The organism is Frateuria defendens, from assembly GCF_001182895.1.
Classification (GTDB): Bacteria; Pseudomonadota; Gammaproteobacteria; order Xanthomonadales; family Rhodanobacteraceae; genus Frateuria_B; species Frateuria_B defendens.
This window is the reverse complement of sequence record NZ_LFQR01000114.1, coordinates 1-24064: the sequence shown is the minus strand read 5'-3', so window position 1 is coordinate 24064 and position 24064 is coordinate 1. Positions and strand designations below refer to the sequence as shown.

The window sequence follows — 24064 nt, the reverse complement described above, 5'->3', positions numbered from 1 at the left end:
CGGGCGGGCGTGGCCTCTCTTCGCCGGGATCGAATCCATCATGTTTTTTCGCAATGTGACGCTGTTCCGCTTTTCCCCCGCCGTGGCCGAGGACCTCAAGCGCCTGGACGAGGCGCTGGCCGAGCACCGCCTGCGTCCCGTGGGCCCGCTGGAGCTGTCCACGCGCGGCTTCGTGCCGCCGGTAGGGCGGGGCGAGGAGGCGGCGCTGACGCATTCGGTGAACGCCTGCACCTGGGTCACTGTGGGCGGCGAGGACAAGCTGCTGCCGGCGGCGGTGGTCAACGACGAACTGCAGCGCAAGGTGCAGAAGATCGCCGAGGAGGAAGGCCGCAAGGTCGGCGGCCGCGAACGCAAGCGGCTCAAGGAGGACCTGCTCACCGAACTGCTGCCGCGCGCCTTCGTGCGCAACTCGCGCCTGTCCGCCTACGTGGACAAGAAGCACGGCTGGCTGGTGCTGGACACCGCCAGCCGCAAGTCGGCCGAGAACGCGCTGACCCAGCTGCGCGAGGCGCTGGGCAGCTTCCCGGCGGTGCCGCTGGCGCCGGAGGAAGGCCCGCGCGTGCTGATGACCGACTGGCTCGCCAACAACAACCTGCCCGCCGGCCTCGCCCTGGGCGACGAGTGCGAGCTGCGCGACCCGGCCAGCAACGCCGGCGCCATCGCCAAGTGCCGCCGCCAGGATCTGGACGCCGAAGAGGTGAAGGAGCACCTGCGCAACGGCAAGCAGGTGTTCCAGCTCGGCCTGGTGTTCGACGACCGCATCAGCTTCGTGCTGGGCGAGGACCTGGTGGTGCGCAAGTTCAAGTTCCTCGACGTGGTCACCGACGAGCTGGGCGACAGCTACCAGGACGCCGCCGCCGAGGCCGACGCCCGCTTCGCCCTGCTCACCTTGGAGCTGGAGCGCCTGCTGGGCAAGCTGGAGGAGTGGTTCGGCCTGCCGCGGCCGGCCGACGGCTGAGCCCGGACGGGGATGGCGGCGGCCGGCCGCCATCCCTACGCCCGCGCATGGCGCGGGCCTGCGCCCGGGGCGGCGAGGCACATATTCCTGACCTCGATTCCCTGCCAGAATCGGGACGCGGGGCGCGGATCGATCGGGCTAGACACATGGCGTATCTGGAAGAGGATTGGCTGGAACTGTCGACGGCGGATGGCCACATCATCCGCGTGGCGAAATCGGCGCACCCGCGGGCGCGCCGGCTGCGCCTCACCGTCACGCCCAAGGGCGCGCGGGTGAGCTATCCGCGCGGCACCCACCCGGCCCAGGTCAGCGCCTTCCTGCGCAGCCACGTGGACTGGCTCGAGCGCAAGCTCGACGAACTCAACCTCATCACCCGGCCGCTGCCGGCCCTGCGCGTGGGCCACCCCACCACGCTGCCGCTGCGCGGGGAGACGGTGGAGCTGGACTGGGCCGAGGGGCCGTACCCGCGCGTGGAGGCGCAGGACGGCGGCCTGACCCTGGTCATCCCCCGCCCCCACACGCGGGCGCTGCCGGTGGCGCGCGGGCTGCTCGCCTCGCACTTCGAGGCGCAGATGCGACGAGACGTCTCGCGCTGGCTGGCCCTCTACGTCCCGCAGCTCGGCCTCGCGCCCACCGCGCTCCGGATCCGCCCGATGAAGAGCCTGTGGGGCAGCCTGGATACGCGCGACCGCATCAACCTCGACCTCGCCCTGGCCCTGGCGCCGCCCGCCGCGCTGCGCTACGTGCTGGTGCACGAGCTGTGTCACCTCAAGGTGCGCAACCACGCGCCGCGCTTCTGGGCCCTGGTCGGCAGCCTGCTGCCGGAGTGGCGCGCGCAGCGCGACTGGCTGCGCCAGAACGGCGCCATGCTGAAGGCGGAACTGGACCGCCTGGTGGCCGACGTCGCCGATTGAGGCAGAGCGGGCATGCCTTGCCCGTGCGCTGTGTAGGAGCGCGCTTGCGCGCGACAAGCCTGCGCAACGGAACGCGCAGCGGCCAACGCACGACGGTCATGGCGCGACGGCGCCGCGGTCGCGCGCAGGCGCGCTCCTACAAAATGGCCGGCGCTCAGTGCGACAGCGCGAAGCCGGTGAGGATGCGCGCGGTGTCCTCCGGCTTCTCCAGGATCGGCATGTGGTTGCAGCCGTTGAGCACGCTGGAGCTGATCGCCGGGGAGGCGGTGAGGCCGTCGCGCAGGCTGTCCAGGGCGGAGACGTCGATCACCTTGTCGTCGTGGCACCACAGGCCGAGCACCGGCATGCCGAGCTTGCCCAGGCGGTTCTGCACGGCGAGGTACTGCGAGGGCTGGCGCAGCTCCTCGAAGGTACGGTCGAGGAAGGCGCGGTCGCGCTGGTTGCGCTTGACCAGCACGTCGACGAAGCGGCCGGGGATCTGCGGCGGCTTGGCGAAGGTGAGCGCCAGCACGCGCGCGAAGCCGGCGCGGTCGTCGTAGATGAAGGGGTTCTTGCCGGCGAGGCCGTCGTGGGCGAAGCCGTTCTCCTTCATCTTGAGGCCGAAGGCGTCGATCAGCACCAGCTCGCCCACGTGCTCGGGGTGCTCGGCCGCGAACACGCCGGCGATGGCGCCGCCCATCGAGTGGCCCACCAGCACGAAGCGGCCGAGGTTCAGCGTGGTGGCGAAGGTCTGCAGGCGCTCGGCCTGCACGTCGATGTTGTAGCTGGCGCCGTCCACCCGCGAGGAATCGCCCCAGCCGGGCAGGTCGGGGATGATCAGGTGGAAATGCGGCGTGAGCAGCTTGGCCTGCTCCAGCCACACGCCGCGGTCGGCGCCGTAGCCGTGCAGCAGCACCAGCGTGGGGCCCTGGCCGCCTTCGTAGTAGACCCAGTGCGTGTCGCCGGCCTGCACCGAGTGCGTTTCCAGCTGCGCGGCGGCGGCGCGGCGCAGGGCGTCGGCGCGCATCAGCCACTGCGGCGCGAACAGGTAGCTGCCGCCCAGCACCACGAGCAGCAGCGCCGCGACCACGGCCAGGAACTTCAGCCGGCGCAGCAGCAGGCGCTGCCAGAGGGGGCGTTGGGGGGCGGCGGGTTTGGAATCGGTCATGGGCAATAGGTTCTGCGTTGAGGGGGAGGGCGTCCGGCAACCGGGCGCCTTCGCTGCGCGCCTAGCGCGGCAGGGGGCGAGGGCCCGCGCCGGCAGGCGGCCGGACGCGGGCAGGGCCAGCGCCTACTTCGCGCTGCCCTGGGCCCTCGCCTTGGCCTTGGCGAAGATGCCCTCGATGGCGCCCTGGGTCAGCGGATGGTAGCCGTCCTTCGCCTTGGCGTAGGCCGCCTCCGCGTAGGCGAGGCCCGCGGGCGTGGCGGCGAAGGCCTTGTACACCGGGGTGGTGAGGTAGATGCGGCCGATGCGCGTCATGTGCTCGCGCGCGGCCTCCCACACCGCCTTGTCGCCGGCGGCGATAGCATGGCTGTACCAGCGCATGCCGATCTCGGCGTTGGGCGTGCCGGTGAGGTGCCAGGCGGCGTCGAGCTGCTGCATCCTGGCGAGCGGCGGCGCGTCGGGCAGGCGGTCGAGGAAGTACATCCACTCCTGCGTGTTCCAGCCCTTCGCATCGAGCCTGGCCGCGGGCAGCGTGCCGGCGAGGAAGGCGCCGCGCTCCTTGTCGATGGCCTCGAAGCGCGGTGAGCTAGGCAGCGGCGCGTCCTTCGGGACGCCGGGCTGGTAGACCCAGGCCTGCACTTCGTCCCAGCTCATCTTGCCGGGGTATTTCTCGATCAGGTTGGGTTTCAAGTCCGCCAGCATCTGTTCGGTGGTGATGCTGGTGAAGGCGTGGCGCTGGAAGTAGCCCTTGAGCCAGGCGTCGAAGTCGGCGCGGCCGTAGCGCTGCTCCAGCGTGCGCAGGAACCAGGAGCCCTTGTCGTAGGCCACGTCGGACAGCGCGTCGTCGGCGCCGATGCCGCGCGGGTCGGGCGCGAGCTTCTGCGCGTTGGCGGGCATCTTGCCGAGGCCCTTCTCCAGCGCGCGGGCGGAGAGCAGCGCCTCCTCGTCGGCCTGCTTGGCGCCGTACACGGCCTCGGTGATGCGGCCCTGCACGTAGGTGGTGAAGCCCTCGTTGAGCCAGATGTCGCGCCACGCGGCGGACGTCACCAGGTTGCCCGACCACGAATGCGCCAGCTCGTGGGAGACCAGCGAGACCAGGCTCTTGTCGCCCACCAGCACGGTCGGCGTGGCGAAGGTCATGTTGGGGTTTTCCATGCCGCCGAACGGGAACGAGGGCGGCAGCACCAGCAGGTCGTAGCGGCCCCAGGCGTAGGGGCCGTAGAGCGACTCGGTAGTGGCGATCAGCTTCTCGGTGTCCTCGAACTCGTGCGCGGCCTTGCCGACCACGCTGGGCTCCGCATAGACGGCCGAACGCGGGCCGGTCTCCTTTACCGCCAGGTCGCCGGCGGCGATGGCGAGCAGGTAGGAGGGAATCGGGTGCGGCTGGTCGAAGCGGAAGTCGCCGTCGAGCGGATGCCTGGCGTCGTTGAGCGCGCTCATCACCACGCGCACGTCCTTGGGCGCCGTGACGTGGGCGGTGTAGGTGAAGCGGATCGCCGGCGAATCCTGCAGCGGCACCCACGAGCGCGCGTGGATGGATTCGGACTGCGAGAACATGAAGGGCAGTTTCTTGTCCGCCGTCTGCGCAGGCGTCAGCCATTGCAGGCCGGAGGCCGCGGGCGAGGTGGTGTAGATGATGCGCACCTGCGCCGGATGCATGGGCGCCTGGATGGTGAGCTTGCTGCCCAGCTCCTTGTCGCGCGGCGCCAGCGCGAATACCAGCGGCGTGGCGTGGCCGACGGCGTCGAGGCCGTCGATGCGCACGATGTGCAGGTCGCGCGTGTCGAGCACCAGCGCCGGCGACTTGGGGTTCTTCCAGTCGAGCTTCAGCGTGGCGCGGCCGTCCAGCTGCTTGTGCGGGAAGTCGATGCCGAGGTCCAAGTCCAGGTGGGTGACCACGACCTGGTCGGGCTGCGCGTAAGAGTGCGGGTCGGCGGCGAGGGCGGACGCCGGCAACAGCGCGGCGAGCGAGAGAGCGGTGATTCGTCGCATGGGCGGGCTCGTGCACGAAAAGCGCAAGTATGCCGCTTGTTGCCCGCGCGATGCATGTGATACCAAAACCCTGCGGTATCCACACACAGTTGGCGGCCGCGATCGGCCGCGACGATTCGCGGGGAAATCATGGGTGAGAAGGGGAGTGCGGCCACGCTGAGCCGCCGTGATTTGTTGCGCATGATCGGCGTCACCGCCGGCAGCGCGGCGATGTATCAGGCCATGAGCAGCCTGGGGTATGCGGCCGAGTCGCCGTACCGGGGGCCGGTGCGGCTGGAGGGCGCGCCCAAGGGCGCCTCGGTGCTGATCCTGGGCGCGGGCATCGCCGGCATGGTGGCGGCCTACGAGCTGCGCAACGCCGGCTACAAGGTGCAGGTGCTCGAGTACAACCACCGTCCGGGCGGGCGCAACTGGAGCCTCTATGGCGGCGACACCTACACCGAATTGGGCGGCCATACGCAGCACTGCCGCTTCGACCAGGGGCTGTACCTCAACCCCGGCCCGTGGCGCATCCCGTACCACCACCAGGGCATCCTGAGCTATTGCCAGCGCCTGGGCGTGAAGCTCGAGCCCTTCGTGCAGGTCAACTACAACGCCTACCTGCACGACAGCCAGGCCTTCGGCGGCAAGCCGCAGCGCCTGCGCGCGGTCAAGGCCGACTACCAGGGCCACGTGGCCGAGCTGCTCAGCAAGAGCATCCAGCAGAGCAAGCTCGACGGCGCGGTGACGCGCGAGGACCAGGAGAAGCTGCTCGCCTCCCTGCGCACCTGGGGCGCGCTCGACAAGCACTACGCCTACGCCAAGGGCGAGGCCAGCAGCAACCGGCGCGGCTTCCACAAGGACCCGGGCGGCGGCCTCACCGCGCGGCCGGTTCCCTCCGAGCCGATGGGCCTCGCCGACCTGCTCACCGCCAAGGCCTGGCTCGGCCTCGCCGCCGGCGACAACTACGAGATGCAGACGGCGCTGTTCCAGCCGGTGGGCGGCATGGGCCAGATCGGCGCGGCCTTCGGGCGCGAGCTGAAGGGGCTGATCCGCTACAACGCCCGCGTCACCGCCATCGAGCAGGACGAGCACGGCGTCAGCGTGCGCTACGAAGACACCGCCAGGCCCGGCGCCGCGCTCACCACGCGCGCCGACTGGTGCCTGTGCACCATCCCGCTGTCGATCCTCGGCCAGCTGCCGATCAACGTCGGCCCGGCGATGGCGGCGGCGATCGCCGCCGTGCCCTACAACGCCTCGGTGAAGACGGGCTTGCAGTTCAAGCGCCGCTTCTGGGAGCAGGACGAGCAGATCTACGGCGGCATCAGCTATACGGACCTGCCGATCAACAACATCGGCTACCCCAACAGCGACTACTTCAGCCAGGGCAAGGGCGTGCTGCTGGGCACCTACGCCGGCGGCCTGAGCGCGCTGGAGCTGACCTCGCTCACGCCCGAGCAGCGCATCGAGCAGGCGCTGGCCTACGGCAGCCAGATCCACCCGCAGTACCGCAAGGAGTTCGACTGCGGCATCTCCGTGGCCTGGCACCGCGTGCCCTTCACCCAGGGCTGCGCCGGACGCTGGACCGAGGAGAGCCGCGCCGAGCACTACGACAACCTCTGCGCGATCGACGGCCGCATCGCGCTGGCCGGCGAGCACGCCTCCTATATCCCGGCCTGGCAGGAGGGCGCCGTGACCTCGGCGCTGGACGCCATCGGCCGCCTCCATCAACGCGCGGTCGCGCAGGGAGCCAAGGCATGAAGACGCCTCATCGCTTGCACGCCGCGCGGCTGGCGCTCGTTCTGCTGGCCGGCCTGCTGGGCGCCGGCGCGGCCCGCGCGGACGACGCCGTCTATACCGGCGCCGACTTCGCCAAGGCGGACGGCCAGGCGGTCTACACCCACATCTGCCAGGCCTGCCACATGGACGACGGCCGCGGAGCGAAGCAGGTGGGCTACTACCCCTCCTTCGCCGGCGACCGCGCGCTGGTGTCGGCGCAGTACGTGGCGCTCACCGTGCTCTACGGCCGCCGCAACATGCCCGCGTTCGGGTTGAGCGCGGCGGACGCGAACACCATGCGCAGCATCTCGCTCAGCGACGAGCAGGTGGCCGGCGTGGTCAACTACGTCCGCAGCCATTTCGGCAACGCTTTCCCGGACCGGATCACCCCGGCGGAGGTGGCGGCGCTGCGGCATTAGCCAGGGCCTTTGCGCCGCCGCCTCCGCATGCCCGCCCGACCACTTGTAAGGAGCGCGCCTGCGCGCGACCGCGACCTCACGGCGTGACCGTCGCGCGCAGGCGCGCTCCCGACATGCGATGGCAAGGCGGCCTCACACGTAGCGGTCGGCCAGCCGGTCGGTGGCCTCGACCAGCGCGTCGGCGATGGCCGGGTCGGCCGCGGCGTGGCCGGCCAGCACCATGCGCAGCTCGGCTTCCGGCCAGGCCTGCGCGAGGTCGTAGGCGCTCGCGGCGGGGCAGATGATGTCGTAGCGGCCGTGCACGATGGTGCCCGGCAGGTGGCGGATGCGGCCGATGTCGCGCAGCAGCTGGTCGGGCTCGAGGAACAGCCGGTGGCGGAAGTAGTGCGCCTCGGCGCGGGCCAGGCTCAGTGCGCCGGCGAGGTCCTCGTAGCCGCGTGCGTCCGGATCGTGCAGCAGCGTGGTGCTGCCGCCCTCCCATGCGCTCCAGGCTTCGGCGGCGGCGAGGCGGGTGGCCTCCTCGTCGCTGTCGAGGCGGCGCCAATAGGCTTCCAGCATCGCGTCGCGCTCGGCCTCGGGGATGTGCGCCACGAAGCGGCTCCAGCGCTCGGGGAAGATCCGGCGCGCGCCGCCGTCCATCTCGTTGAACCAGGTCAGCTCCTCCGGCCGGCCGAGGAAGATGCCGCGCAGCACCAGCCCCAGCACGCGCGCCGGATGCGTCTGGGCGTAAGCCAGCGCCAGCGTCGAGCCCCAGGAGCCGCCGAACACCACCCAGCGCTCGATGCCGAGCGCCTCGCGGATCGCCTCGATGTCGGCCACCAGGTGCCAGGTGGTGTTGTCGGTCAGTTCCGCATGCGGCGTGGAGCGTCCGGCGCCGCGCTGGTCGAACAGCACGATGCGGTAGCGCGCCGGATCGAAGAAGCGCCGGTGATAGGCCGACAGCCCCGCGCCCGGCCCGCCGTGCAGGAACACCACCGGCAGGCCGCCCGGGTTGCCGCATTCCTCCACGTACAGCGTGTGCAGCGCATCCATCGCGAGGCGCTGCGTGCGGTAGGGCTCGATCTCGGGGTACAGCTCGCGCATGGCGGGTTCCGCGGTGGGGGCCCGGCTATTTTACTTACCGGGCGAGGTCGCGGCGGCCCGCGCATCCTGCGCTTCAGCCCGGCGTCGCGACCCGGCACCACGCCGAGACCGGCGTGGTGCCGTTGCCCTGCTCGGGCGGCACGCGATAGCTTGGCCGCGCTAGGCCACCGGCATGTTCTTGAACGCGGCGGCCAGCTTGTTCAGCGCCGCCCGCGAACGGCGATCGGTGAGCGCGCTGTGGAGCACGACGTCCTGCGTCGGCAGGGCGGGCAGGGACAATGCGGCGCCGACGTCGCGGGTGCCGGGCGGCGCCGCACGCCGGGCCAGCACCGCCACGGCGAAGCCGGCCGCCGCGGCCGCGCCCACGGCGGCGGCGCCCTTGCCGATGAAGACCTCGGTCCACGGCACGCCGGCTTCATCGAGCGCGCGCACGGCCGCGGCGCGGATGGAGCACGCGGCGCCCTGGGTCGACAGCGGCAGGGGCTGGCCCGCGCGCGGCTGCCAGTCGGCCGCGGCGATCCAGCCGAAGCTTTCGGCGAACAGCACCTCGCCGCGGTGGCGCCGCTCCGCGGGTTGCACCACCAGCACGGCGTCCAGCCGGCCTTCCTCCTGCGCCTGCAACAGGTCGCGGGAGCCGGCCACGTGCAGCTCGATCAGCAACTGCGGATCGTGCTCGTTGAGCCGCCGCAGCAGCTCCGGCAAACGGCTGCCGGCGATCAGCTGGCTGATGCCGATGGCCAGCCGGCGCGGTTCGCTGTCGAAGGCGGCGAGGGCCCGCTCGTGGGCGCCGAGCAGCTGGCGCGCGGCGTCCAGGAAGGCCGTGCCTTCGGCGGACAACCGCACCTGGCGCGGCGTGCGTTCCAGCAGGCGCCGGCCGAGCTGGTTTTCCAGCCGGCGCAGCTTCAGGCTGACCGCCGATTGCGTGCTGTCCAGCGCCTCCGCGGCGCGCGTGAAGCTTTGCAGTTCGGCGGTGAGCACGAAGGCCCGTACCGCATCGAGATCGAGTGCCTTCATGAGCGAGCCATGTCGATGCGCAATGACTGAAATATCCGGCGATGCGTGTTCGCCGTGCAGGGTAGCGCACTACCCTGGCCGGCATGCGATGCGACGAGGAACGGCCATGCGAAGCAAGTGGATGGGGATCGTGGCGCTGGGTGCCGCCGTCTGCGCGGCGATCGCGGGCGCGGCGCTGGCGAGGGGCGACGGGCCAGCGGCCGTGCCCGCTTCGCCGCTGGCGGCACTGGCCGGCGCCTGGACCCTCGAGCGGGTCGACAACGTGCTGCCCGATGGACGGCACGTCCAGCTGTACGGCCCGCAGCCGCAGGGCCAGCTGCTGATCGATGCGCAAGGGCGCTATGCCTTGCAGATGGTGCGCGCGCAGCGGGCGCGTTTCGCCCTCGGCGACAAGGCCAAGGGCACACCCGGGGAATACCGCGCCGCCGCGCTGGACGGCAACGCGCATTACGGACGTCTGGATGTCTCCGCCTCGGCGCTGCGCTTCCGCATCGAGCACGCCTCGTTCCCCAACTGGGACGGCAGCGAGCAGGTGCGCCCCTACACGCTCAAGGGCGACGAGCTGGTCTACACCGTGCCCACGCCGACCAGCGGCGGCCAGGCCACCGGCGAGGTGGCCTGGCGGCGCCAGCGTTGAGCGCCTTGCCCGCGACCGGGGGGCACCGCGTCACCGCTACGCAGGTTTGTCGCGCGCAAGGCGCGCTCCTACATGGCTTCGGCGGCGGGATGTGAACCGGCCCTCAGGCCGGGTCGAACTGCAGCGCTGCGGTGAGGTCGCCCGGCGGCGGGCCGCCGGCGGCGACCATCGCTTCTTCGCGCATGGCCAGGCCGGGCAGTTTCTCCAGCCCGAAGCGGCGGGTGAGGAAGCGGGCGATGGAGCCGGTGTCGTAGACGGTGTGGTCCACGTGGCCCTTCTTCGCGTGCGGCGAGACGATGATCGCCGGGATGCGCGAGCCCGGCCCCCAGCGGTCGCCCTTGGGCGGGGCCACGTGGTCCCACCAGCCGCCGTTCTCGTCCACCGTGACGATTACCAGCGTGTGCGGCCACAGCGGCGATTTCTGCAGCGCATCGACCACGCGCATGAGGTGGCGGTCGCCCGCGTCCACGTCGGAATAGCCGGCGTGCATGTTGAGGTCGCCCTGCGGCTTGTAGAAGCTCACCGCCGGCAGCGTGCCGGCCGCGATGTCGGCGAGGAAGCGGTTGCCCTGCACCGTCTCGCCGATGCCGGCGTCGCGCAGGTGCCGCGCGCGCGCGGCGCTGCCCGGCGCGAGGCTCTTGAAGTAGTTGAGCGGCTGGTGGTGCACCTGGAAGTTCGGGTGCTGCGGGAACTCGCGCTGGTCGCCTTCGCCCTTGCCTTCCAGCGCGAGCTGCCAGCCGCCCGCGTACCAGGCCCAGTCCACGCCGGCGGCGGAGAGCACGTCGCCGATGGTCTTGTGGGTCTGCGGCGGCAAGGTGTTGGGGCTGTCCGGATCGGCCAGATCGGGGTGGCCGGGCGCTTCGGTGTAGCTCGGCGCGTAGGCCGGCGCCATCGTGTTCACCGCCCAGAAGTCCGGTGTGAGCGCGCTGCGCGAGGCGAACTTGGGCTTGCCGTGCATCGCGCTGGCCGGCGAGTCGTCGGCGAGCTTGAGGCGGTGGTCGGTGGGCGAGCCGCTCGCCGTCTCGGCGATGTTGAAGCGCGCCGGGCCCTTGTCGGCATCGGGGTAGTAGGGTGGCTGCGCGGCCACCAGGTACTGGTGATTGAGGAAGGAGCCGCCGAAGGCGCCCATGAAGAAGTTGTCGCACAGCGTGTACTGGCGCGCGAGCTGCCACAGGCGCAGGTGCGAGGCGCTGTCGCCGTAGTGGCCCATCACCATCGCGCCGGTGTCGCCCCAGGCCACGAAGCCGTCGTTCCTGCCGCCGTTGATCTGCTGCTGGTTCTCGTAGAAGCGGTGCACCAGGTCGCGCGTGACCACGCCGTGCGGCAGCGGCTCGCCCTCGCCGGTGCGCAGCGCCCAGGGCGCGTTGGGCAGGCCGGTGAGGTGTTCCTCCAGCACCTGGTAGCTGCGATGGTTGACCACCTGCTTTTGCGGGGCGAGGCCGTGCCACACCGGCGGTAGGGTCTCGAGCAGGGAGCCGTCGCGGTCGCGCTGCCGGTAGTCCTCGGGCTTGAGTGCGGCGAGCGGCTTCTCCACGCCGGGGAAGTCGGCGAACAGGTTGTTGAAGCTGCGGTTCTCCGCGTAGATCACCACCACGTGCCGAATGCGCTCGCGCAGCAGGCGGTCGAGTTCGGCCGGGGGCAGTGCCGATGCGGCGGCGGCCGGTTTCGGATGGCCCGCCGCGATGGCCGGCGCGCCGAGCGTGAGCGCGGCGCCGGCCACGGCCATCTCGCCGAGCAGGCGGCGGCGTTCGGGGTTGTCGGGGGCGTCGTCGTGGGGCGTATCGGGGTGCTTGCTGGTCATGTGCGGCGGAGACGTCGTGATAAGGAGTGAAGGCTTCGGGGCGAGCCGGCCGGGCCGCCGGAACCCAGGAGTAAAACATGGCGCGGCGGACGGGTGATACGCATGGGGCGTCACGCCGCCATCCGCCGGGACGGCGGAGGCGTCGCCATCACTGCCGCGCAACCCGCGAGCCATGCCTCGGCCGTCGCGGCGGGTGGCGTGCGGTGATGGCGACGCCTCGGCGTGGAATCCCGCGGCTTGCCTCACCGCCATGCCGCGCAGGGCCCGAAGCCAGCGCCTGCCTGGTCATCCCAGTACACCGGATCCCGGCCTGCGCCGGGATGACGGGCGGGCGAGAGATCGGCTGAACTTCGGCGCTGGCCGGACCTCGCCGCGCGACGGCGCTCACTCGCGCGAGAGCGCTTGCCCGGCGAGCCACATGGTGCGATTGACGGCGCGGTTCGCATGCGGCGTCTGCAGCACCACCAGCGTGGTGGTGCTGATGCTGGCGTGGATCTTCAGCAGGCGGTCGAGCACGGTCTCCAGGTGGCCCACCGACATCGCCACCACGCGCAGCAGGGCCGAGTCCTCGCCGGCGAGGCGGCGGCAGTCGAGCACCTCGGGGATGTCCGCCACCACCTGGCCGATGCGCGCGCAGATGCCGCCGTCGCAGCGCAGCCGCACCATCGCCTCGATGGCGTAGCCCAGGCGCTTGGGCTCGATCACCGCGCGGTAGCCGGCGATCACGCCCGCTTCCTCCAGCCGCTTCACGCGCTCGGCCACCGCGGGCGCGGACAGGCGCACCTTGCGGCCGAGTTCGGCGTAGCCCAGGCGCGCGTCCCGCTGCAGCGCCTCGAGAATCTGCCAGTCCTTGGCGTCCCAGTCCGCTTTCGATGCCAAGGCCATGGGTGTCGGTTGCCTTTCATTGGTGGGGGAAATGCCGTCACTCTACGACGATCCGTCATTCAGGGGCGGGAATCGGGAATGGAGAATAGTGAATGGGGTGGATTTGCGGAGTGCCGCTGTTCGATTCTCCATTCCCGACTCCCGACTCCCGACTCCCGACTCCCGACTCCCGACTCCCGAGCCCACCCATGTCCGCTCCCCAACGTCTCGACGGCCGCACCCTCGCCCTCATCGGCGTCGCGCTGTTCACCTGGTCCTCCGCCTACGCCGCCATCGCCTACGCGCTGCCGGCGTTCACCCCGGGCGAGGTGGCGTTGGCGCGCCTGGGCATCGCCTCGCTGTGCTTCGCGGTGCTGCTGGCGGTCAAGCGGGTGCCGCTGCCGGCGCGGCGCGACTGGCCGCAGCTGGCGCTGCTGGGCGTGATCGGCCTCACCGTCTACCACCTGTGCCTCAACTACGCGGAGACGCGCATCGCCAGCGGCACCGCCTCGATCCTGATCTCGCTGGTGCCGGCCGCCACCGCGGCGGTGTCGGCGATCTGGCTGCGCGAGCGCCTGGCCGCGCGGACCCTGGCGGGCCTGCTGGTGGCCCTGCTCGGCGTGGTGCTGGTGGTGCTGGCCAGCGGCAAGCAGGTGCGCTTCGAGCCGATGGCGGCGCTGGTGCTGGGCAGCGTGGCGGCCTCGGCGATCTACTTCGTGGGCCAGAAGCCGCTGTTCGCGCGCTACGGCGCCTTCGGCGTTACCGCCGCCACCTTCTTCGCCGGCACGCTGGGCACGCTGCCGTTCGGCCTGCACCTGCCGCAGGCGCTGGCGGCGGCGCACTGGCCGCAGATCGCCGCGCTGCTGTGGCTGGGCATCGCGCCCACCTTCATCGGCTACATCGCGTGGAACGTGGCGATCCATCGCAGTTCGGCCTCGCAGGTGTCCAGCTTCATCTACTTCTCGCCGCCGATCGCGGTGCTGATCGGCTGGGCGTGGCTGGGCGAGCAGCCGGGCGCGCTGACCCTGGTCGGCGGCTTGATCACCGTGGGCGGCGTGGTGCTGGCGAATGCGCGCCGTCGTCCGGCCCCGCGCGTCGAGCCGGCGCTGGACGAGCAGGCCTGCGAACGCAGCTGACGGCAAGACGCGCATGCTCATCCTGCACATCGCCAACAAGAACTACTCCTCCTGGTCGCTGCGCCCGTGGGTGCTGCTGAGCGAACTGGCGATCCCGTTCGAGGAGCGGCTGACGCCGTTCGGCGGCGCCCCGTTCCAAAGCTTCTCACCCACCGGCAAGGTGCCGTGCCTGGTCGACGGCGAGGTGGTGGTGTGGGAGTCGCTGGCGATCGCCGAATACCTGGCCGAGCGCCACGCGGGCGTGTGGCCGGCCGACGCGGCGGCGCGGGCCTGGGCACGCTCGGCGGCGGCGGAAATGCACGCCGGCTTCTTCGCCCTGCGCAACGCCTGCCCCATGAGCTGCGGGCTGCGCGTGCGGCCGCATGCCTTCGCGCCGGCGCTCGAGGCCGACCTCACGCGCCTCGATGCGCTGTGGCGCGAAGGGCTGGCGCGCTTCGGCGGCCCCTTCCTGGCTGGGCCGGCGTTCACCGCGGCCGATGCGTTCTTCGCACCGGTGGCCTTCCGCATCCAGACCTACGGCCTGCCGCTGGGCGAGGCCGCGGCGGCGTATGCCTCGCGGCTGCTGGCGCTGCCGTCGATGCAGCGCTGGCAGGCCGCCGCGCTGGCCGAGACCTGGCGCGATCCGGCGCACGAGGACGAAACCCGGCAGGCCGGCGTACTGCTCGAAGACCGCCGCGCGCCGGCGGCCTGAGCCGCTCACCGCTACGGCCGGCCCGGCTCCGCGACAAGGGCCTCCACCCGGCGCCGCGCCTGCCAGCGCCCCGACGCCACCAGCAGCAGCGCCACGGCCACGAAGGCCAGCAGCACCGCGCAGGCGTTGAGCAGCACCCGCGCATAGCCCAGCGCACCCACGTCGAGGAACGGATAGGGATACCAGCCGTCCACGGCGCCGCGCGCCAGCGCGTAGGCGAAATAGGCGACCGGATAGAGCTGCCAGGCGAACACCTGCCGCCAGCGCAGCGACGCCTTTGGCACCGCCAGCCACCAATACAGCAGGTACAGCGGCGGCATCGCATCGTGCAGCGTCGCATCGGCCGCCCGCTGCCAGCCCTGCGGATGCCACAGCTGCCGCAGCAGCAGGTTGTAGACCGCCCCCACGATGACGATGCTCATCGCCAGGCCGGTCTGCACGTCCGGCCGCCGCAGGAAGCGGCCGAGCGTGTCGCGAGGCTCCAGCGCGGCCGCCGACAGCGCCCATGCCACCAGTGCATTGGTGAGGATGGTGAAGTAGCCGGCGTAGACCCACACGGCATGCCACGCACTCCGCCCGCCCGCCTCCGTCAGCCGGATCGAAAGCCCCAATTGCAAGGTCAGTGCCGCCCAGCCGAGCAGCGCGAGGGCGCCGGCGAGCGCGCGGTGATGGGGTGTGGGCATCGTGGTTCCCTCTACGTTGTCGTATCGACCTGCCGATTACGGCGTTCCTGACTCATGCCGCGAGTGATCGCATCGGGAACGCAGGATGGTGCGCTCAACTCCACAGCGCAGGCTTCGCCACCATCAACCAGAATATCGCCAGTACGGCGATGAAAGCCGGCCAACCCAGCACAAACCACCAGCGCATGTAGCGGCGGGAAGCCGGGGAAAGCAGCGAGTCTGTGGCGAGCGCGGTGGTGGCGAGATCGCGCACGCGCCATTGCAGATACACCACCGGCAGCCAGCAAGCGCCGGCCAGGAGGTAAAGGGCAATGGCCGCCTGTAGCCATGCCGTGGTCCACGGAAAGCCCATCAGCTTGATCAACGCGATGCCGGTGATCGGCTGTACCAGTACGGCGGGCGTCGTGAACAGCCAGTCGGCTCTCACCGTCAACCGCGATACTGCAGCGATCGTGGCGAGGTTGCCGCTGCGCCAGGTGAACCACATGAAGAACGCCGTGCCGAGCCCCGTACCGAACAGCAGCGTGGACGACAGGATGTGCACGACCTTCAACAGTGTGTAGAGGCTCATCGGCGTTCCTCCGTCGCCAGCAGCAGGCCCAGACAGGCCAGCAGCGGCAGGTTCTTCAGCAGGCCGCCGAACGGATCGAGCCAATGCGCAGGCCACAGGGTGCCGATGCCGAAGGTGTAACCGAATAGCATCGCAAGCATGCCGGCCAATACCCAGCGTGGACGCCAGCGCAGCAGGCACAAGGCGCCGAGCAGAAGGTCCAGGGAGGCGGTGATCCGCGCCAGCCACAGGGCCGGTACGGGCGAGAGCGTATCGCCTGCCGTCGTGGCTGCTATGGCGTGGGGCGGCAGCAGCCAGCCGACTACGCCCGAGGCCAGCCACAGCAGGCCCAGGCTCGTGCGCAGCAACGGCAGCCAGAGGTACAGGCGGGCGTGCCAGCGATCCTGCACATGGCTGGGCGATTCGGCCAGCGCGCGTTCGAGCGTGCGTGGCACCAAGCCGAGCCGTTCGTGGAGCCTTGCGAGCGCATCGGAGCGTCCGAGATTGCCGTGCGCCAGCATGCGTTGCATGGTCTCGCCCAGCGGCCCGCGACCCAGCCGCTCGCCCAGGCGGCAGGCCAGGCTCACGCCTGGCATGGGCACCGGCCACAGCCGCGCTGCCGGTAACCCGAGCCAGCGCCGCCAGCTTTGCAGGTACTCGCCCAGGCCCATCGCTCGCGGGCCGACCAGTTCGAGCACTTCGGCGCCCTGCTGCGGTCGCGCCAGCACAGCGGCCACGGCCAGTCCGACGTCCTCGGCTGCCACGGGCTGCACGCAGGGGCGCAGTGCGGCCCGCGGTACCGGTATGAGCCAGGGCAAGGCGGCCATGGCGCGCAGCAGAGAGGTGCCGCCGTAGGAGCCCTGTGCGCTGTAGGTCAAAGAAGGGCGCAGGATCAGAGCATCGAGCGGCAGGTTCGACAAGGCCTCGTCGCCGCGATGCTTGGAGGCGATGAAATCGCCATCGTCCGGCCTGCCGAGCGCGGAAATCTGGACGACCCGCTGTACCCCGCGCTCCACGCACGCCCGATACAAGGCCAGTGGTGCCTGTACGTGCACGGCTTCGAAACGGTTGGCATCGCGTTCGCGCAGAATACCGGCGCAGTTCACCACTGCCTCGATGCCATCGAGACGAGGAAGCCAGGTTCTGACATCGACGTCGCGTGCCATGTCGCAGGTGATGGCACGCAGCCCGGGGAAACGTTCGTCGAGTCGACCGCCGCGTACCGCGCAGACGACCTCATGCCCGGCAGCGGTCAGCGCCGCGACGATGTGGGAGCCGATGAAGCCGTAGGCTCCGGTCACCAGCACCCGCATGGGCGCTAGAACTTGTAGCCGCGGTGGATGGCGACGATGCCGTTGGTGAGGTTGCGCACGTCCACGCGGCCGAAGCCGGCGCGCTCCATCATGCCCTTGAGCGTCGACTGGTCGGGGTGCTTGCGGATCGACTCGGCCAGGTACTGGTAGCTGTCGGCGTCGCCGGCGAACAGGCGGCCGAGCTTGGGCAGCACCTTGAAGGAGTGGAAGTCGTAGAGCTTGCCGAACAGCTCGCTCTGCACCCTGGAGAATTCCAGCACCAGCGCACGGCCGCCGGGCTTGAGCACGCGGCAGATGTCGGCCAGCGCCGCGTCCTTGTCGGTGACGTTGCGCAGGCCGAAGGCCATGGTCACGGCGTCGAAGGCGTTGTCCGGGAACGGCAGGCATTCGGCGTTGAGCTGGGCCCAGCGCAGGCCGTTGACGACGCCGCGGTCGGTGAGGCGGTCGCGGCCCACCTGCAGCATGGCGGCGTTGATGTCGCCCACGATCACCTCGCCGGACTCGCCCACCACCGGCCTGATCAGCGCGGCGATGTCGCCGGTGCCGCCGGCGAGGTCGAGCACGCGGTCGCCGCGGCGGATGCCGCTCACGGCCACGAAGTGGCGCTTCCACAGCCGGTGGACGCCGAACGACATCAGGTCGTTCATCAGGTCGTAGCTGCGTGCGACGGAGGTGAAGACCTCGCCGACCAGCTTCTGCTTCTCGGCCGTCGGCACGTCGCGGAAGCCGAAGTGGGTGGTCCGGGGCTGCTGCTCGTTCATGCGCTCATGCTACAGGATCGGGGGAGTCGGGCGGCCGCGTTCAGCGGCCGCCGGCGTCTTCGTCGGCCGGGGCCGGCGCCGGCTTCTCGACGTCCGGCGTATGCGTGTGCCGCTCGGTCGTCACGTGGCGGGCGTGCAGTTCCTCGCCGGCGTCGACGGGCGCGGCGGGCGTCTCGCGGCGGGACGCCGGCGTTTGCGTGGACGGCGGCGGCGCGGCCGGCCTGCCGGCTTCCGGCGCGTGCGTGTGGTGCTCGGCCGCTACGTGGCGGGCGTGCAGTTCCTCGCCGGTGTCGACCGGCGCGGGCGCCGGCGAGGGGGGCGGTGCCGGCGGCGCGGCGCTTTCCTCGCGGCCCGCGCGCGTGGAGGCGTCCTTCTCGCCGCTGGTGATCTTGAGGATCGAGTGGCGCACCTCGCGCGAGAGGATCACGCGCGCGTCGCGCACCATGTCCTCCAGCGCCTCGGCGTAGTCGAGCTTGCCGGCCTCGTCGGTCCACACGATGCGGTGCTCGCGCAGTTTCTGGATGAAGCCGCGGAACAGCGCCTTGTCGAAGAACTCCGGCGCGGTGGCCTCGTTGAGCAGGGACAGGCGCTGCGCGGTGAGCGCGCAGGCGGTTTCCAGCTCGGCGGCGGTGAGCGTGTGCGGGCCGTTCTTGGCCAGCGCGGCGATGGTGATGTAGTAGCGCTCGAAGGCCTGGATCAGCGAGCGCGCGATCACGCGCAGCTGGTAGGCGCCGTCGTCCTGGCCCGGGCCGCGCTCGAGCAGGCGGCCTTCGCCGGTGGCTTCCAGCAGGCCGCGGCGCACGAACAGGTCGATGGTGGCCTGCAACTGCGCGGCGAAGCCTTCCTCGTCCCACGGCAGGAACAGCTCGCCCTGGATGAAGGGGTAGACGATGCGGCCGAGGCGGATCACCGAGGCGCGCGACATGCGCCGGTTGTTGAGGAAACAGCAGGCTACCCACGCCGCGGTGGCGGTGAGGTGCAGCACGTTGTTGCGGAAATAGGAGAGCAGCACCGCCGGCTCGTCGTCGGCCATCAGCACGTCGCCGAGCGGGTGGCGCACGCGGCGGATCCAGCCCATCTGCTCGCCGTAGGCCACGATGGCCGGCGGCGCCAGCGGGGTCAGGGTGACGCGGTCGGAGTAGGGCAGCTCTTCCAGCAGCGCCTTCATCAGCTCCAGCTGGGCCAAGAGGTCGCCCTCGGCCATGGCGTGCTTGGGCGTGGCGAGCAGGGCCAGCGCCAGCAGGTTGATCGGGTTGACGTCCGCGGCGCGGTTGATGTTCACCTGGATCTGGCTGGCCAGGCGGTCGACCAGCGCGCCGGCCCATTCGGGCTTGGTGTCCGGGTTCTCGGTGGCGGCGCGCCAGTCGGGGCTGACGGCGTCGAGCATGGGCGTAAGCTCGATCGGCTCGCCGAAGTTGATGGTGACGTGGCCGAAGCGCTGCTTGAGCAGGTGGCGCAGGCCGCGCAGCAGGGCGAGCAGGGATTCCTTCTCCTTCGGCTTGCCCGACAGCTCGCCGATGTAGCTCTTGCCCTCCATCAGCTTCTCGTAGCCGATGTACACCGGCTGGAACAGCACCGGCCGACGCGGCGCGCGCAGGAAGGCGCGCACCGTCATCGCCAGCATGCCCGCGCGCGGCGCCAGCAGGCGGCCGGTGCGCGAGCGCCCGCCCTCGATGAAGTACTCGATCGGCACGCCGCGGTCGATCAGCTGCGCGAGGTATTCGTTGAACACCACCGAGTACAGCGCGTTGCCCTTGAAGCTGCGGCGCAGGAAGAAGGCGCCGCCGCGGCGCAGGATCGGGCCGATCACCGGCAGGTTGAGGTTCACGCCGGCGGCGATGTGCGGCACCACCACGCCGGACATGTGCAGCTGGTAGGAGAGCAGCAGGTAGTCGGCGTGGCTGCGGTGGCTGGGCACGTACACCACTTCGTGGCCGGGCGCGGCGGCGCGGGCCTTGTCGAAGTGGTGCATGGCGATGCCGTCGTAGAGCTTGTTCCAGAAGTTGGAGAGCAGGAACGAGGCCGAGCGCACCACCGGGTGCGAGTAGTCGGCGGCGATCTCCATCATCATCTTCTGCGCGTTGCGCCAGGCCTTGGCGTAGGGCGCCTTTTCCTTGGCCGCCTGCGCGGCGATGGCGGTGCGCACCGGCTCGGCGTTGAGCACGGCGTCCACCACGGTGCGCCGGTGCGAGAGGTCGGGCCCGATCACCGCGGCGCGGATGCGCCGGAAGTGGGTGCGCAGCACGCGGGCGATCTTGCGCGCCAGGCGGTCCGGCGGCATCGCGCCGGATTCGGCGGTGACCTCGCGCAGCGACACGGGCGCGGAGAAGTGCACCACCGTGTCGCGGCCGTTGAGCAGCAGCGCCAGCAGGCGGCGGAAGCGGCCCACCATCACCCAGTTCTCGGCGAACAGCACGCGGAACCAGCCGGCGTCGCGGCTGGGCGCGCGGCCCACGTAGATGGATACCGGCACGATCTGGATGTCCTGCGAGCCGTCGCTCTCCAGCGCGCGGGTGAGCTGGCCGAGCGATTCCTCCGGCGCGCGGTGGCGGTTGCGGCCGAAGACCCAGCCGTCGCGCCGCACCAGGGCGAACAGCGAGCGCCGCCGTCGCGTGCCAGGCAGCAGCAGCATCGGGCTGGGCAGGCCGGCCTCGCGGCAGGCGCGCTCGAGGATCAGCGCGTCGGAGACGCCCTCGCGCTCGATCACGTAGCACACCGGCACGCCCGGCTTGAGCAGGCTGGCCGGCTCGGCCGGATCGCGGCGCAGGCGGATCCAGGGCTCGAGCAGCTGGCCGGCCAGGCCGAACCACCAGGGCGCGCGGGTGCGGGCGGAAAGTTCCGCGGTCATGTTCTGCATCGCAGGATTGTACCGGTTGCGCCGTGGCGCTCGCGTGGCGGCGCGCTCAGTGCGCCGCGGCCGTGGCGCTGGCCGCCGTCGCCGGTGCGGCCGCGCTGCTCGCCGGGGCCGCGGTGCTGGCGCCGGCGGCCGGCGCGGTCAGCCGTGCATGCGACTCGCGGGCGTTGTTCAGCAGGTCCTCGCCGTACCAGCGGCCGTCCTGCTGCACCAGCACGGTCTCGGTCGACAGCGGCTTGCCCAGCAGGGTGTAGTCCAGGCGCACGCGGGCGCGGCCCTTGGCATTGTCGATCGGCGTCGCCTTCACCGAATCCAGTGCCTGGTCCACCGACAGGCCGTAGATCGCGAGCAGATCCTTGGCGCCGGCGAAGGCGGTGGCGTAGCGCTGCATGGCGTTGTCGAAATCCATCGTGCGCAGCTGGTCGGGGCTCTTGAGGTCGAGCTTGCGCGCGGTGGCCGCGACCACGCCCACCGCCTGCTTCGCCTTGGCCGGGTCGAACCACGGCACCTGCTGCGCCCACGGCGCCAGCACGTCGATCACCGCGTTGGCCTGCTGCTTCTGCTCGGCGGACAGGGTCTGGTTCTGGGCCACGCCGCTCTTGAGCACGCTCTGGCCGAGGCCGATCAGCATCGGCAGCTGGTCCTTGTACTTCTGCTCGGCCTGGGCCAGCTGCGGCTGCAGCTGGCCGTAGAGCCGGGTCTCGGCGTCGGGCGCGGTGAGCTGCTGCATGGTGGTGGCGAAGCGGGCGCGGTCTTCGTTGCTGATCGGCGGCTGGCCGGGGCGGGGCAGCGTCCAGTCCGCGCGCAGGGTGGCGTAGTCGGCGGGCGGCAGGGCGTGTTTCCAGAAGCCGTTGAAGTCGCCGGCCTTGATCAGCGCCACCGATTGCATCACCGCGGCTTCGGGCGTGTCGCCGCCGGGCGTGGCGGTGACGGCGGGCTGCTCCTTGTCGTGGCAGGCGGCCGTGGCCAGCACGAGCAGCGACAGCAGGGCGGTACGGAAGGCTTGGAGGCGCATGGGAATCTCGCGGCGAAGACGCAGAGCGTCGCGGTTCGGACCCGGCAGGGTACGGGCGGCGGCGGTGGGCGGGCAAGGGTCGCGGGACGGACGCGCGGTCGCGGCCAACAAAGAAAACCCCGCGGGCGCCGGGCCTCGCGGGGTAATCCGGCCGGGCCGGAAGGGAAATGGCCTTGCCCGCAGTTGGAGGTCAGCAGGTTTCGGCGGGAGGCATCTTAACGGCCCGTCAAAGTTAAGGCAATACCTTATGAATTATTCGATAACTTACTGATTTTATTCATTGCGAAGAGCGTCGATCTTGAGCCGGCGTCGCTCCTGGCGCGGCGCGGACCAGTCGTTGTTGAACAGCGCCGGCTCCCACGAACCGTAGGTGGGGTTGGGCAGCACGAACCAGCGGGTGCCGATCCAGTCGAGGTAGGGCGCCACCTGCCTGGCGCGGGCCTCGGGCGTGTTCGCCGTCACGCTGAGGAAGTCGCCGAGCTGGTCGCCGAACTGCATCAGCACGCGGTACTGGCGGCCGATCAGCTGGCGGCGGCAGCCCTTCTCGGTGCCGTTCTGCTCGCAGTCCGGCACGAAGGTGCCCAGGCCCAGGAAGGAGGCTGGCCCGGCCACCGGCAGGCCGGCCTTGCGCAGGTTGGCCAGCGTGGCCTGGTCCAGGTCCTTGGTGCGGTTGGAGATGTAGATCACCGCGACGCCGTGCGCGGCGGCGAAGCGGGTGAAGGCGACGGCGCCCGGCAGCGCGCGGGCGCGCTCCTCCTTGCACCAGGCGGCCCATGCCGCCTCGTCGTACTCGCCGCCGCTCTTCACCAGGCGCGCCTGGTAGGGCGAGTTGTCCAGCACCGTCTCGTCGATGTCGAGCACCACCGCGGGTTTGAGGCCCTTGGCGGGGGCGAGGCGGTCGTCCTTCGGCAGCGCGTCCCAGCCCGGATTTTTGAGCGCGGCCAGCAGGCGGGCCTGGGCGTCACGGAAGGTCTGCAGGTAGATCAGGTCGTGCTCCACTGCGGCCTGCGTCCAGGCGACGGCGTTGAGGTTGTCGTCGGCCGGCGTGCCGGCGGGCGCCGCCTCGGCGGGCGCCGGAGGCGCGGCGGCCGGGGCGGGGACGGGGGATTTCGACGGCGCGGCCGAGCAGCCGGCAAGCAGGAGGAGGAGGGCGGCGGCGGCCGGGAGACGCAGAGGCATGAAAGTCCTTGTCGGAAGCGGTAGCGGGTCCGCCGGTGAGTGTACGTCAGCGAATATGTCAGCCCGTCGGGGCTGGCAGGCCGGTAGCGGTGCTGACAGACTGACCGCCCCCGATCGCATGTGACCGTCATGGCATCGTCCCCGATTTCGTCGCGCGTACCTCCCAGCGTCATCGGCGTCGCCAGCTACGTGCTGGCGGGCATCGCCCTGTTCGCGGTGCTGCGCCTGCGCCTGCTGCTGGTGCTGCTGGCGGGGCTGCTGGTGTACGAGTTGGTGCAGACGATCAGCCCGCGCCTGGGCCGGCGCATGCCGGGCGACCGCTCGCGCGTGCTGGCGGTGGCCCTGCTCGGGGCGCTGGTGGTGGGCCTCCTGACCTTGCTCATCCTGGGCGCGATCAGCTTTTTCCGCAGCGAGATCGGCAACCCGGCCGACCTGTGGCAGAACCAGCTGATGCCGCTGGTCGAGCGCGCGCGCCAGCAGCTGCCGGCGGCGCTGGTTGGCTGGCTGCCCGACAGCGTGGAGGACCTGCGCGTGATGGCCGGCGAGCTGGCCCGCAAGCACGCGGGCAGCCTGCAGCTGGCCGGGCGGGAAACCGCGCGCGCCTTCGTGCACATCCTGATCGGCCTGGTGCTGGGCGCGCTGGTGGCGCTCAGCCGCACCCGCCCGGTGCACCAGGTGGGGCCGCTGGCCGCCGCCATGAGCACGCGCTGCCAGCGGCTGGCCGAGGCGTTCCACAACATCGTGTTCGCGCAGATCAAGATCTCGCTGATCAACACCACGGTCACCGCCGTGTTCCTGCTCGGCGTGCTGCCGCTGCTCGGCATCCACGTGCCGCTGGCCAAGACCCTGGTGGCGTTCACCTTCGTGGTCGGCCTGCTGCCGGTGATCGGCAACCTGATCTCCAACACCGCCATCACCATCGCCGGCCTGTCGGTGTCGCTGTGGGTGGGCGTGGCGGCGCTGGGCTTCCTGGTGCTGATCCACAAGCTCGAATACTTCCTCAACGCCCGCATCGTCGGCACCCAGATCCGCGCCCGCGCCTGGGAGTTGCTGATCGCCATGCTGGCGATGGAGGCCGCCTTCGGCCTGGCGGGGCTGATCGCGGCGCCGATCTACTACGCCTATCTCAAGAGCGAGCTGGAAAGCGCGCGGCTCATTTAGGCAAGTAATTGCGAATGCAGCCCGGCTTCGGCGTTGATATTTTTCGTATTGCGTTATATGCCGGGGTTTACGAGTTGCCTCGGCGCAATCATTGCGCCGCAAAATATTACTCTTGTGTTAAGGATGCTCTGATCTAT

21 protein-coding genes are annotated in these 24064 nt (G+C 70.9%); 8 read left to right on the top strand and 13 right to left on the bottom strand.

Going from position 1 to position 24064, the window contains the following annotated elements; all coding sequences use genetic code 11:
- Window positions 1-40: 40 nt before the first annotated feature.
- Window positions 41-958, top strand: coding sequence for a recombination-associated protein RdgC (locus tag ACH65_RS14630; RefSeq protein ID WP_049623351.1), 918 nt, complete (start codon window positions 41-43; stop codon window positions 956-958).
- Between the two features lie 146 nt (window positions 959-1104).
- Complete coding sequence (locus tag ACH65_RS14625) at window positions 1105-1872, top strand: M48 family metallopeptidase (RefSeq protein ID WP_049623350.1); 768 nt, start codon at window positions 1105-1107, stop codon at window positions 1870-1872.
- 154 nt (window positions 1873-2026) lie between these two features.
- On the opposite strand, the gene ACH65_RS14620 is transcribed toward ACH65_RS14625, so the two are convergent.
- Together ACH65_RS14620 and ACH65_RS14615 are read right to left on the bottom strand one after the other, a co-directional pair.
- Window positions 2027-3019, bottom strand: a complete 993-nt coding sequence (locus tag ACH65_RS14620; RefSeq protein WP_153242619.1) for an alpha/beta fold hydrolase — start codon at window positions 3017-3019, stop codon at window positions 2027-2029.
- A 123-nt stretch (window positions 3020-3142) separates the two neighbouring features.
- Window positions 3143-5008 carry a M1 family metallopeptidase gene (locus ACH65_RS14615; protein ID WP_049623349.1) on the bottom strand — a complete coding sequence of 622 codons (1866 nt, stop codon included), beginning with the start codon at window positions 5006-5008 and terminating at the stop codon, window positions 3143-3145.
- Window positions 5009-5137: 129 nt separating this feature from the next.
- Here ACH65_RS14615 and ACH65_RS14610 point away from each other — a divergent pair, with 129 nt between their 5' ends.
- Entirely contained in the window at window positions 5138-6748 is a 1611-nt protein-coding gene (locus ACH65_RS14610; RefSeq protein ID WP_049623348.1) for a flavin monoamine oxidase family protein, read from the top strand.
- Entirely contained in the window at window positions 6745-7185 is a 441-nt protein-coding gene (locus ACH65_RS14605; protein WP_049623347.1) for a c-type cytochrome, read from the top strand. The genes ACH65_RS14610 and ACH65_RS14605 overlap by 4 nt, the downstream gene beginning before the upstream one ends.
- A 132-nt stretch (window positions 7186-7317) precedes the next feature.
- Here the strand turns inward: ACH65_RS14605 and pip are convergent, their stop codons facing one another.
- Window positions 7318-8268 carry a prolyl aminopeptidase gene (gene pip / locus ACH65_RS14600; RefSeq protein WP_049623346.1) on the bottom strand — a complete coding sequence of 317 codons (951 nt, stop codon included), beginning with the start codon at window positions 8266-8268 and terminating at the stop codon, window positions 7318-7320.
- A 159-nt stretch (window positions 8269-8427) separates the two neighbouring features.
- Window positions 8428-9282 carry a LysR family transcriptional regulator gene (locus ACH65_RS14595; RefSeq protein WP_049623345.1) on the bottom strand — a complete coding sequence of 285 codons (855 nt, stop codon included), beginning with the start codon at window positions 9280-9282 and terminating at the stop codon, window positions 8428-8430.
- A gap of 106 nt (window positions 9283-9388) precedes the next feature.
- Between ACH65_RS14595 and ACH65_RS14590 the strand changes: the two genes are divergently transcribed.
- A complete protein-coding gene (locus ACH65_RS14590; protein WP_202594224.1) occupies window positions 9389-9919 on the top strand; it encodes a lipocalin-like domain-containing protein in 531 nt (176 codons plus the stop codon).
- A 103-nt stretch (window positions 9920-10022) separates the two neighbouring features.
- Here ACH65_RS14590 and acpA read toward each other — a convergent pair whose 3' ends face one another.
- Entirely contained in the window at window positions 10023-11720 is a 1698-nt protein-coding gene (gene acpA / locus ACH65_RS14585) for an acid phosphatase (RefSeq protein WP_049623344.1), read from the bottom strand.
- Between the two features lie 384 nt (window positions 11721-12104).
- A complete protein-coding gene (locus tag ACH65_RS14580; RefSeq protein ID WP_049623343.1) occupies window positions 12105-12605 on the bottom strand; it encodes an Lrp/AsnC family transcriptional regulator in 501 nt (166 codons plus the stop codon).
- A gap of 188 nt (window positions 12606-12793) precedes the next feature.
- Between ACH65_RS14580 and ACH65_RS14575 the strand changes: the two genes are divergently transcribed.
- Both ACH65_RS14575 and ACH65_RS14570 read left to right on the top strand, forming a co-directional pair.
- Window positions 12794-13720, top strand: a complete 927-nt coding sequence (locus ACH65_RS14575) for a DMT family transporter (RefSeq protein ID WP_049623342.1) — start codon at window positions 12794-12796, stop codon at window positions 13718-13720.
- 13 nt (window positions 13721-13733) lie between these two features.
- The gene (locus ACH65_RS14570; protein ID WP_049623341.1) at window positions 13734-14411 is read left to right on the top strand and encodes a glutathione S-transferase; all 678 of its coding nucleotides are present in this window, start codon (window positions 13734-13736) and stop codon (window positions 14409-14411) included.
- 11 nt (window positions 14412-14422) lie between these two features.
- Here the strand turns inward: ACH65_RS14570 and ACH65_RS14565 are convergent, their stop codons facing one another.
- The 7 genes from ACH65_RS14565 to ACH65_RS14535 form a co-directional block, all read right to left on the bottom strand.
- Window positions 14423-15094 carry a Pr6Pr family membrane protein gene (locus tag ACH65_RS14565; RefSeq protein WP_049623340.1) on the bottom strand — a complete coding sequence of 224 codons (672 nt, stop codon included), beginning with the start codon at window positions 15092-15094 and terminating at the stop codon, window positions 14423-14425.
- A gap of 94 nt (window positions 15095-15188) precedes the next feature.
- Window positions 15189-15665 carry a DUF2269 family protein gene (locus tag ACH65_RS14560; RefSeq protein ID WP_049623339.1) on the bottom strand — a complete coding sequence of 159 codons (477 nt, stop codon included), beginning with the start codon at window positions 15663-15665 and terminating at the stop codon, window positions 15189-15191.
- Entirely contained in the window at window positions 15662-16957 is a 1296-nt protein-coding gene (locus ACH65_RS14555; RefSeq protein WP_049623338.1) for a DoxX-like family protein, read from the bottom strand. Before ACH65_RS14555 ends, ACH65_RS14560 begins: the two co-directional genes overlap by 4 nt.
- Before the next feature lie 5 nt (window positions 16958-16962).
- On the bottom strand, window positions 16963-17718 hold the full coding sequence (ubiE, locus tag ACH65_RS14550) for a bifunctional demethylmenaquinone methyltransferase/2-methoxy-6-polyprenyl-1,4-benzoquinol methylase UbiE (RefSeq protein ID WP_049623337.1): 756 nt from the start codon (window positions 17716-17718) through the stop codon (window positions 16963-16965).
- 40 nt (window positions 17719-17758) lie between these two features.
- Window positions 17759-20575 (bottom strand): glycerol-3-phosphate 1-O-acyltransferase PlsB, encoded by a 2817-nt coding sequence (gene plsB / locus ACH65_RS14545; RefSeq protein ID WP_237561534.1) that lies wholly within the window; start codon window positions 20573-20575, stop codon window positions 17759-17761.
- Window positions 20576-20621: 46 nt separating this feature from the next.
- Entirely contained in the window at window positions 20622-21587 is a 966-nt protein-coding gene (locus ACH65_RS14540; protein WP_049623336.1) for a hypothetical protein, read from the bottom strand.
- A 273-nt stretch (window positions 21588-21860) separates the two neighbouring features.
- Complete coding sequence (locus ACH65_RS14535) at window positions 21861-22766, bottom strand: 5'-nucleotidase, lipoprotein e(P4) family (protein ID WP_049623335.1); 906 nt, start codon at window positions 22764-22766, stop codon at window positions 21861-21863.
- Between the two features lie 129 nt (window positions 22767-22895).
- On the opposite strand from ACH65_RS14535, the gene ACH65_RS14530 reads away from it, so the two are divergent.
- Window positions 22896-23927, top strand: a complete 1032-nt coding sequence (locus ACH65_RS14530; RefSeq protein ID WP_049623334.1) for an AI-2E family transporter — start codon at window positions 22896-22898, stop codon at window positions 23925-23927.
- Window positions 23928-24064 lie beyond the last annotated feature (137 nt).

Excerpts from the sequence above, each read along its gene's own strand:
- ACH65_RS14590 (WP_202594224.1), top strand. The coding sequence starts at position 9,389 with ATGCGAAGCAAGTGGATGGGGATCGTGGCGCTGGGTGCCGCCGTCTGC.
- plsB (WP_237561534.1), bottom strand. The coding sequence starts at position 20,575 with ATGCAGAACATGACCGCGGAACTTTCCGCCCGCACCCGCGCGCCCTGG.
- pip (WP_049623346.1), bottom strand. The coding sequence starts at position 8,268 with ATGCGCGAGCTGTACCCCGAGATCGAGCCCTACCGCACGCAGCGCCTC.
- ubiE (WP_049623337.1), bottom strand. The coding sequence starts at position 17,718 with ATGAACGAGCAGCAGCCCCGGACCACCCACTTCGGCTTCCGCGACGTG.
- ACH65_RS14570 (WP_049623341.1), top strand. The coding sequence starts at position 13,734 with ATGCTCATCCTGCACATCGCCAACAAGAACTACTCCTCCTGGTCGCTG.
- ACH65_RS14560 (WP_049623339.1), bottom strand. The coding sequence starts at position 15,665 with ATGAGCCTCTACACACTGTTGAAGGTCGTGCACATCCTGTCGTCCACG.
- ACH65_RS14580 (WP_049623343.1), bottom strand. The coding sequence starts at position 12,605 with ATGGCCTTGGCATCGAAAGCGGACTGGGACGCCAAGGACTGGCAGATT.
- ACH65_RS14630 (WP_049623351.1), top strand. The coding sequence starts at position 41 with ATGTTTTTTCGCAATGTGACGCTGTTCCGCTTTTCCCCCGCCGTGGCC.
- ACH65_RS14555 (WP_049623338.1), bottom strand. The coding sequence starts at position 16,957 with ATGCGGGTGCTGGTGACCGGAGCCTACGGCTTCATCGGCTCCCACATC.
- ACH65_RS14540 (WP_049623336.1), bottom strand. The coding sequence starts at position 21,587 with ATGCGCCTCCAAGCCTTCCGTACCGCCCTGCTGTCGCTGCTCGTGCTG.
- ACH65_RS14620 (WP_153242619.1), bottom strand. The coding sequence starts at position 3,019 with ATGACCGATTCCAAACCCGCCGCCCCCCAACGCCCCCTCTGGCAGCGC.
- ACH65_RS14605 (WP_049623347.1), top strand. The coding sequence starts at position 6,745 with ATGAAGACGCCTCATCGCTTGCACGCCGCGCGGCTGGCGCTCGTTCTG.
- ACH65_RS14575 (WP_049623342.1), top strand. The coding sequence starts at position 12,794 with ATGTCCGCTCCCCAACGTCTCGACGGCCGCACCCTCGCCCTCATCGGC.
- ACH65_RS14610 (WP_049623348.1), top strand. The coding sequence starts at position 5,138 with ATGGGTGAGAAGGGGAGTGCGGCCACGCTGAGCCGCCGTGATTTGTTG.
- ACH65_RS14565 (WP_049623340.1), bottom strand. The coding sequence starts at position 15,094 with ATGCCCACACCCCATCACCGCGCGCTCGCCGGCGCCCTCGCGCTGCTC.
- acpA (WP_049623344.1), bottom strand. The coding sequence starts at position 11,720 with ATGACCAGCAAGCACCCCGATACGCCCCACGACGACGCCCCCGACAAC.
- ACH65_RS14625 (WP_049623350.1), top strand. The coding sequence starts at position 1,105 with ATGGCGTATCTGGAAGAGGATTGGCTGGAACTGTCGACGGCGGATGGC.
- ACH65_RS14615 (WP_049623349.1), bottom strand. The coding sequence starts at position 5,008 with ATGCGACGAATCACCGCTCTCTCGCTCGCCGCGCTGTTGCCGGCGTCC.
- ACH65_RS14535 (WP_049623335.1), bottom strand. The coding sequence starts at position 22,766 with ATGCCTCTGCGTCTCCCGGCCGCCGCCGCCCTCCTCCTCCTGCTTGCC.
- ACH65_RS14530 (WP_049623334.1), top strand. The coding sequence starts at position 22,896 with ATGGCATCGTCCCCGATTTCGTCGCGCGTACCTCCCAGCGTCATCGGC.
- ACH65_RS14595 (WP_049623345.1), bottom strand. The coding sequence starts at position 9,282 with ATGAAGGCACTCGATCTCGATGCGGTACGGGCCTTCGTGCTCACCGCC.